This is a genomic window from Bradyrhizobium sp. 33ap4, assembly GCF_032654765.1.
GTDB lineage: Bacteria > Pseudomonadota > Alphaproteobacteria > Rhizobiales > Xanthobacteraceae > Bradyrhizobium > Bradyrhizobium australafricanum.
Genome location: NZ_JAUMTJ010000135.1, coordinates 1 through 5,238, shown reverse-complemented (window position 1 = coordinate 5,238; position 5,238 = coordinate 1). Strand labels below are relative to the sequence as shown.

General features: G+C 65.1%; 6 protein-coding genes and 1 riboswitch. Of the genes, 3 read left to right on the top strand and 3 right to left on the bottom strand.

What is annotated here, in order from left to right:
* Nucleotides 1-60 precede the first annotated feature (60 nt).
* Nucleotides 61-210, bottom strand: coding sequence for a hypothetical protein (locus Q2M23_RS43105; protein WP_316399445.1), 150 nt, complete (start codon nucleotides 208-210; stop codon nucleotides 61-63).
* Between the two features lie 174 nt (nucleotides 211-384).
* Nucleotides 385-464: riboswitch (SAM riboswitch) on the top strand.
* 85 nt (nucleotides 465-549) lie between these two features.
* On the opposite strand from Q2M23_RS43105, the gene Q2M23_RS43100 reads away from it, so the two are divergent.
* Nucleotides 550-1,755 (top strand): homoserine O-acetyltransferase MetX, encoded by a 1,206-nt coding sequence (locus Q2M23_RS43100; protein ID WP_253625369.1) that lies wholly within the window; start codon nucleotides 550-552, stop codon nucleotides 1,753-1,755.
* Entirely contained in the window at nucleotides 1,752-2,417 is a 666-nt protein-coding gene (gene metW / locus Q2M23_RS43095) for a methionine biosynthesis protein MetW (protein ID WP_316399444.1), read from the top strand. Before Q2M23_RS43100 ends, metW begins: the two co-directional genes overlap by 4 nt.
* Nucleotides 2,418-2,506: 89 nt before the next feature.
* Here metW and Q2M23_RS43090 read toward each other — a convergent pair whose 3' ends face one another.
* Entirely contained in the window at nucleotides 2,507-3,379 is an 873-nt protein-coding gene (locus Q2M23_RS43090; RefSeq protein ID WP_316399443.1) for an alpha/beta hydrolase, read from the bottom strand.
* Nucleotides 3,380-3,610: 231 nt separating this feature from the next.
* Between Q2M23_RS43090 and Q2M23_RS43085 the strand changes: the two genes are divergently transcribed.
* A complete protein-coding gene (locus Q2M23_RS43085) occupies nucleotides 3,611-4,276 on the top strand; it encodes a TIGR02594 family protein (RefSeq protein ID WP_316399442.1) in 666 nt (221 codons plus the stop codon).
* A 42-nt stretch (nucleotides 4,277-4,318) separates the two neighbouring features.
* Here Q2M23_RS43085 and Q2M23_RS43080 read toward each other — a convergent pair whose 3' ends face one another.
* Nucleotides 4,319-5,107 (bottom strand): MOSC domain-containing protein, encoded by a 789-nt coding sequence (locus tag Q2M23_RS43080; protein WP_316399441.1) that lies wholly within the window; start codon nucleotides 5,105-5,107, stop codon nucleotides 4,319-4,321.
* Nucleotides 5,108-5,238: the final 131 nt, after the last annotated feature.

The window sequence follows — 5,238 nt, the reverse complement described above, 5'->3', positions numbered from 1 at the left end:
CCAAGCGGTCTTAGGAAGACAACTATAACACTCAACTCCTTGGCTCACAGAACGACATGGCTACGATCCGACTTGGGTCTTCTTGACCTGGATCAGGCGGTCGATGATGTCGCCGCGCGCCATCAACAGGCGGTGTACCTGCTCGTCGATCGCATCGATCTCCTTGCGCAGATCCTGCAGCGAGGGCGGCGACGGGGGTGGGTTGGACATGCTCTCAAACCTTGTCGTCGGGGCGGCCCGGTGCCGCGTCGGACAGGGTCCCTGATTAGGAAAGACGGGCAGCGAAAGCAAAGAGAAACGTCGCAGGCGTGCCTTGCGCATTCGGTTAACCAATTGGCCGTGGGCAGGGCTGTCTTGACGGCGGGGGGCGTGGGGACTACGTTCCCTGCGTCCCGTGGTCATTTGAGCCGGCCGGCTTGCAGCCACGTTAAACAACTCGCTAAACAGGCCGGGGACCTTATCAGCTCCCGGCCGAACCTTTGTTCAGGCCGGGTTTTTTATTGGCCTGAGGTCCGTCGAGCCCTCCCGCGCGGAGGCAGGGTCGCCTAGATGAGCAACGTGCGTCCGATACCGAGCCCACAAACCCCGAGCGATGATCGCGCCCATGAGGCCGACCATCCGTCGTCATTGGTGGCGAAGTTCGGGATGGACCAGCCGCTCAAGCTCGATTGCGGCGTCGATCTCGCACCATTCCAGATCGCCTACCAGACCTATGGCGAGCTCAATGCCGACCGCTCCAACGCGATCCTGGTCTGCCACGCGCTGACCGGCGATCAGCATGTCAACAACATCCATCCCGTCACTGGCAAGCCCGGCTGGTGGGAGACCATGGTCGGCATCGGCCGGCCGATCGATCCCGACAAGTACTTCATCATCTGCTCCAATGTGATCGGCGGCTGCATGGGCTCGACCGGCCCTGCGTCGTTGAACCCCGCGACCGGCAAGGTGTGGGGACTCGATTTCCCGATCATCACCATTCCCGACATGGTGCGTGCGCAGGCGATGCTGATCGATCGTCTCGGCATCACGACGCTGTTCTGCGTGGTCGGCGGCTCGATGGGCGGCATGCAGGTGCTGCAATGGACCGCGGCCTATCCGGAGCGCGTGTTCTCGACGCTCGCGATCGCCTGCTCGACGCGCCACTCGGCGCAGAACATCGCGTTCCACGAGCTCGGCCGCCAGGCCGTGATGGCCGATCCGGACTGGCGCGGCGGCCGCTATGTCGACGAGGACACCCATCCGCACCGCGGATTGGCGGTGGCGCGGATGGCCGCGCACATCACCTATCTCTCGGACGCCGCGCTGCACCGCAAGTTCGGACGGCGGATGCAGGACCGCGAGCTGCCGACCTTCTCGTTCGATGCGGATTTCCAGGTCGAGAGCTATCTGCGCTACCAGGGCTCGTCCTTTGTCGAGCGCTTCGACGCCAACTCCTATCTCTATCTGACCCGCGCGATGGACTATTTCGACATCGCCGCCGACCACAACGGCGTGCTGGCGAAGGCGTTCACCGGCATCCAGACCCGGTTCTGCGTGGTGTCGTTCACCAGCGACTGGCTGTTTCCGACCTCGGAATCGCGCGCGCTGGTGCATGCGCTGAACGCGTCGAGCGCGCGGGTGTCGTTCGCCGAGATCGAGACCGACAAGGGCCACGACGCCTTCCTGCTCGACGTGCCGGAATTCCTCGAGATCTCCCGTGCCTTCCTGCTGGCCGCAGCCAAGGCGCGCGGCCTGAAGGACGGCGGCCGGTCATGAGCATGCAGCAGACATTGCCCTTGCCGGGTATCGCGCCGGAGCGGACCGGCGGCTATCGCACCGATCATCTGCTGGTCGCCGACATGGTGCGGCCGGGCTCGCGCGTGCTCGATGTCGGCTGCGGCGACGGCGAATTGCTGCAACTGCTGGAAAGCCGCGGCATCGACGGCCGCGGCATCGAGCTGTCGCGCGAGGGTGTCAATGGCTGCGTCGCCAAGGGGCTCGCCGTGGTGCAGGGCGATGCCGACACCGATCTCGTCAACTATCCCGACGATGCGTTCGACTACGTGATCCTGTCGCAGACCTTGCAGGCGACGCGGCAGCCCAAGGTGGTGCTGGAGAATCTGCTGCGGATTGGCCAGCGCGCCATCGTCTCGTTTCCGAATTTCGGGTTCTGGAAGATGCGGCTGCAGCTTCTGATCGGCGGCCACATGCCGCGCACCGAGAATTTGCCGGCGAGCTGGTACGACACCTCGAACATCCACTTCTGCACCATCAAGGATTTCGTGCAGCTCTGTGAGGAGATCAACGTCAAGATGGAGCGCGCGGTGGCGCTCGATCTCTACGGCCGTCCGGTGCCGCTCAACCTGCCGTGGTGGGTGTGGAACATGTTCGGCGAGCAGGGCGTGTTCCTGCTCAGCCGGGGAGGGCAGGCGAAGTGACGTCATGGCGTCATTCCGGGGCACGCGAAGCGTGAACCCAGAATCTCGAGATTCCGGGTTCACGCTTCGCGTGCCCCGGAATGACAGGACTACACCGGCGCCGCCACCAGCGACCGCGGATCGCGTACCGGCCAGCGGCCGGCCTCGACCAGCGCGATGAAGCGCTCGACCATCTCGTTGAACAGCGCCGGCTCCTCGAGGTTGAGCACGTGGCCCGACTTCGGGAAGAACGAGAGGCCGGCGGCCGGCAGATGCTGCTTCAGGAACATGCTGGGCGCGATGCAATTGTCGTCCTCGTCGCCGCACAGGATCAGCGCCGGCGTCGCGGCGCGCTTGATGGCGTCGGTCATGGTGTAGATCGAGGGCCTGCCGCCCTGGAAGCTGCGCATCGTGTTGGCTGAGCCTCTGGCGTCGTGGCGGGCGAGCGCGGCGTAGAAATCGGCGTGGCCGCGCGGATCCTTGACCAGGAACGGAATCCGGCTCGGCGCTTCGCGCGTCACCTTGGCGACCTCGACCGCGCCGATGCTCTCGTATTGCTCGGCATTGGCACGGCACTGCGCGCGGAAGGCATCGAGATGCTCGAGGCTCGAGCCGGAGCCGACCGCGGCCAGCGTCATCGACAGCGCGCGCTCCGGCGCGTTGAGGGCGATCTGCAGCGACGAATAGGAGCCCATCGAGAGCCCGACGAAATGCGCCTTGGTGATGCCGAGATGGTCGAGCACGGCGAGCGCGTCGATATAGAAGTGCTGGTAGGTGTAGACGTCGGCACTCGCAGGCACGTCGGACGGCGTGTAACCGCGCGCCGAATAGGCGATGCAGCGGTGGCCGCGCGCGAAATAGCGCATCTGCGGCTCCCAATTGGTGTGATCCGCGGCGAACTCGTGCAGGAAGATGATCGGGGTTCCGCTGCCGGCCTCTTCGAAGTAGAGGCGGACATGATCTTTCGTCATGGCGTAGGGCATTGAAATTCTCCTCTCGTTGGCCGCCTCCAGATTTGCAGTTAATTTTCGAGGCCGCAATGCGGCAGTTCCGGTTCCTTTCTCGTCATCGAATCATCGCGGAATGACCCAGAAATTGTTCCCGCAACGCCGCATGAAATCTTCCTCGCGCCATCCCGATTTTCAAAACCACCGCCGTGTTCCCCCGGGAACGCGACGGGGAATTGGGGGGCGTTACAGAGGATCTAGTGAAGTATGGTTCAGTTGCTTGCGTGTCGCCGGTCGCTTCGTGTTTTGGCGCTGGCTCTGTGTTCGCTCACTCTCGCCGTGATCTCCGCCGCTCCGGCCTCCGCCCGTTCGCATCATTCACGTCACGCGCATTCGGCCCATGCCGGCCATCACGCGCGTCACTATGCCCGTCATCACTATCGGCACGCAGCGCGGCTGTCGCGCGCCGAGCGTCGCGCACTCGCGCAGCCGGGCGGGATCATCGAAACCAACGCAGCGCCGTTGCCCGGCAGCGCTGACCCCGTGCCCAATACCGGCGGCGTCAGCGCGGCAGGCGACTTCGGCTCGTCCGGCATCGTGGCCGAGGCGCGCCGCTATCTCGGCGGCAATCCGACCGGCCGCTCCAGCCTGTGGTGTGCACGCTTCATGAACATGGTGCTGCAGCACACCGGCCATCGCGGCACCGGCTCCGACATGGCGAGCTCGTTCGCCAAATACGGCACGCGCGTTTCGGGACCGCAGGTCGGCGCCATCGCCGTGATGAGCCGCCGCGGCGGGGGCCATGTCGGCATCATCACCGGCGTCGATGCCAAGGGCAATCCGATCATGATCTCGGGCAACAGCGGCCACCGCGTCCGCGAGACGCGGGTCTCGCGCGGCCGCATCTACGCCTATGTGATGCCGACCAACTGATCGCTCGAAAGCGGGGCAGGGCGCGCACGCGCCTTGCCCGGCCTACGACGCTACAGGTTCCTCAGCGGCAATCGTGTCGCCGACGGCGGCGCCGCCATCGCTGATGATCTCGGCATAGATGCCGCACTCATTGTTGCCGAAACGCTGCATCAGCGTGTTCGGCACCGAGAGGTCGCGCGCGCCGGTATCGGGATCGACATTGACCGCGGCGCAGCGGGTGATGCGCTTCACCACCCTGGCCCGGGCGCTGCCGATCGCGATGGTCTGGTCGAGCAGGCTGGCTTCATGCCAGGCCGGCCAGCCTTCGACATAGAGGTTGGCGCGGAAGCGCAGCGGATGGACCGGCGCCTGCACCATCTCCTCGATCGCCCGCAGGCTGGCCAGATTGATGATCGAGACCACCTTGCGCGGCACATCGGAGAAACTGTGCCCGGGGCTGACCAGCACCTTGGGCGGGCCCTTGATCTGGCCGGTATGACGATTGGCGAAATAGCGTTCGATCGCCGCGCGGCCTTCCGCGGTCTCGAGGTCGCCCTGGGCCACCATCGCGCCATCCCGGCGCAGCGTCAGCACATGGCTGTCATCGTCGAAATGGGCGCGCAGCGGCGCCAGCCACTCGTCCCGCTGCAGCATCAGGAAATGCGGCTTCGGCAGCCATTTCGGCACCGAGGGATCGAAACCGCTCGGGCCGTTCTCGATCGCATAGCGGCGATCGGAGCGGAGCGTCTCGCCGGCCTTGAGCTCTGCGTGCGGCAGCGGCTCGGGCGTGAGACCCTTGACGGGGTAGCGATAGATGCCGGTGATCCGGGCAGAGGAAGCGTGCGTGTCCATTCGCCCGCTCTAGCCTGTTTGGCGTGCGAGGAGAACTGCCGCCCGCGGGAAGGTACTAGTGGCTCGTCACAGTGATTTTGACGGTTTGATACCGAGCCAGCTTAGGATCGGCAAGTTCTCTGGCGGCACGA

Coding starts and splice junctions, on each gene's coding strand:
- Q2M23_RS43105 (WP_316399445.1), bottom strand. CDS start 210: ATGTCCAACCCACCCCCGTCGCCGCCCTCGCTGCAGGATCTGCGCAAG.
- Q2M23_RS43100 (WP_253625369.1), top strand. CDS start 550: ATGAGCAACGTGCGTCCGATACCGAGCCCACAAACCCCGAGCGATGAT.
- metW (WP_316399444.1), top strand. CDS start 1,752: ATGAGCATGCAGCAGACATTGCCCTTGCCGGGTATCGCGCCGGAGCGG.
- Q2M23_RS43090 (WP_316399443.1), bottom strand. CDS start 3,379: ATGCCCTACGCCATGACGAAAGATCATGTCCGCCTCTACTTCGAAGAG.
- Q2M23_RS43085 (WP_316399442.1), top strand. CDS start 3,611: ATGGTTCAGTTGCTTGCGTGTCGCCGGTCGCTTCGTGTTTTGGCGCTG.
- Q2M23_RS43080 (WP_316399441.1), bottom strand. CDS start 5,107: ATGGACACGCACGCTTCCTCTGCCCGGATCACCGGCATCTATCGCTAC.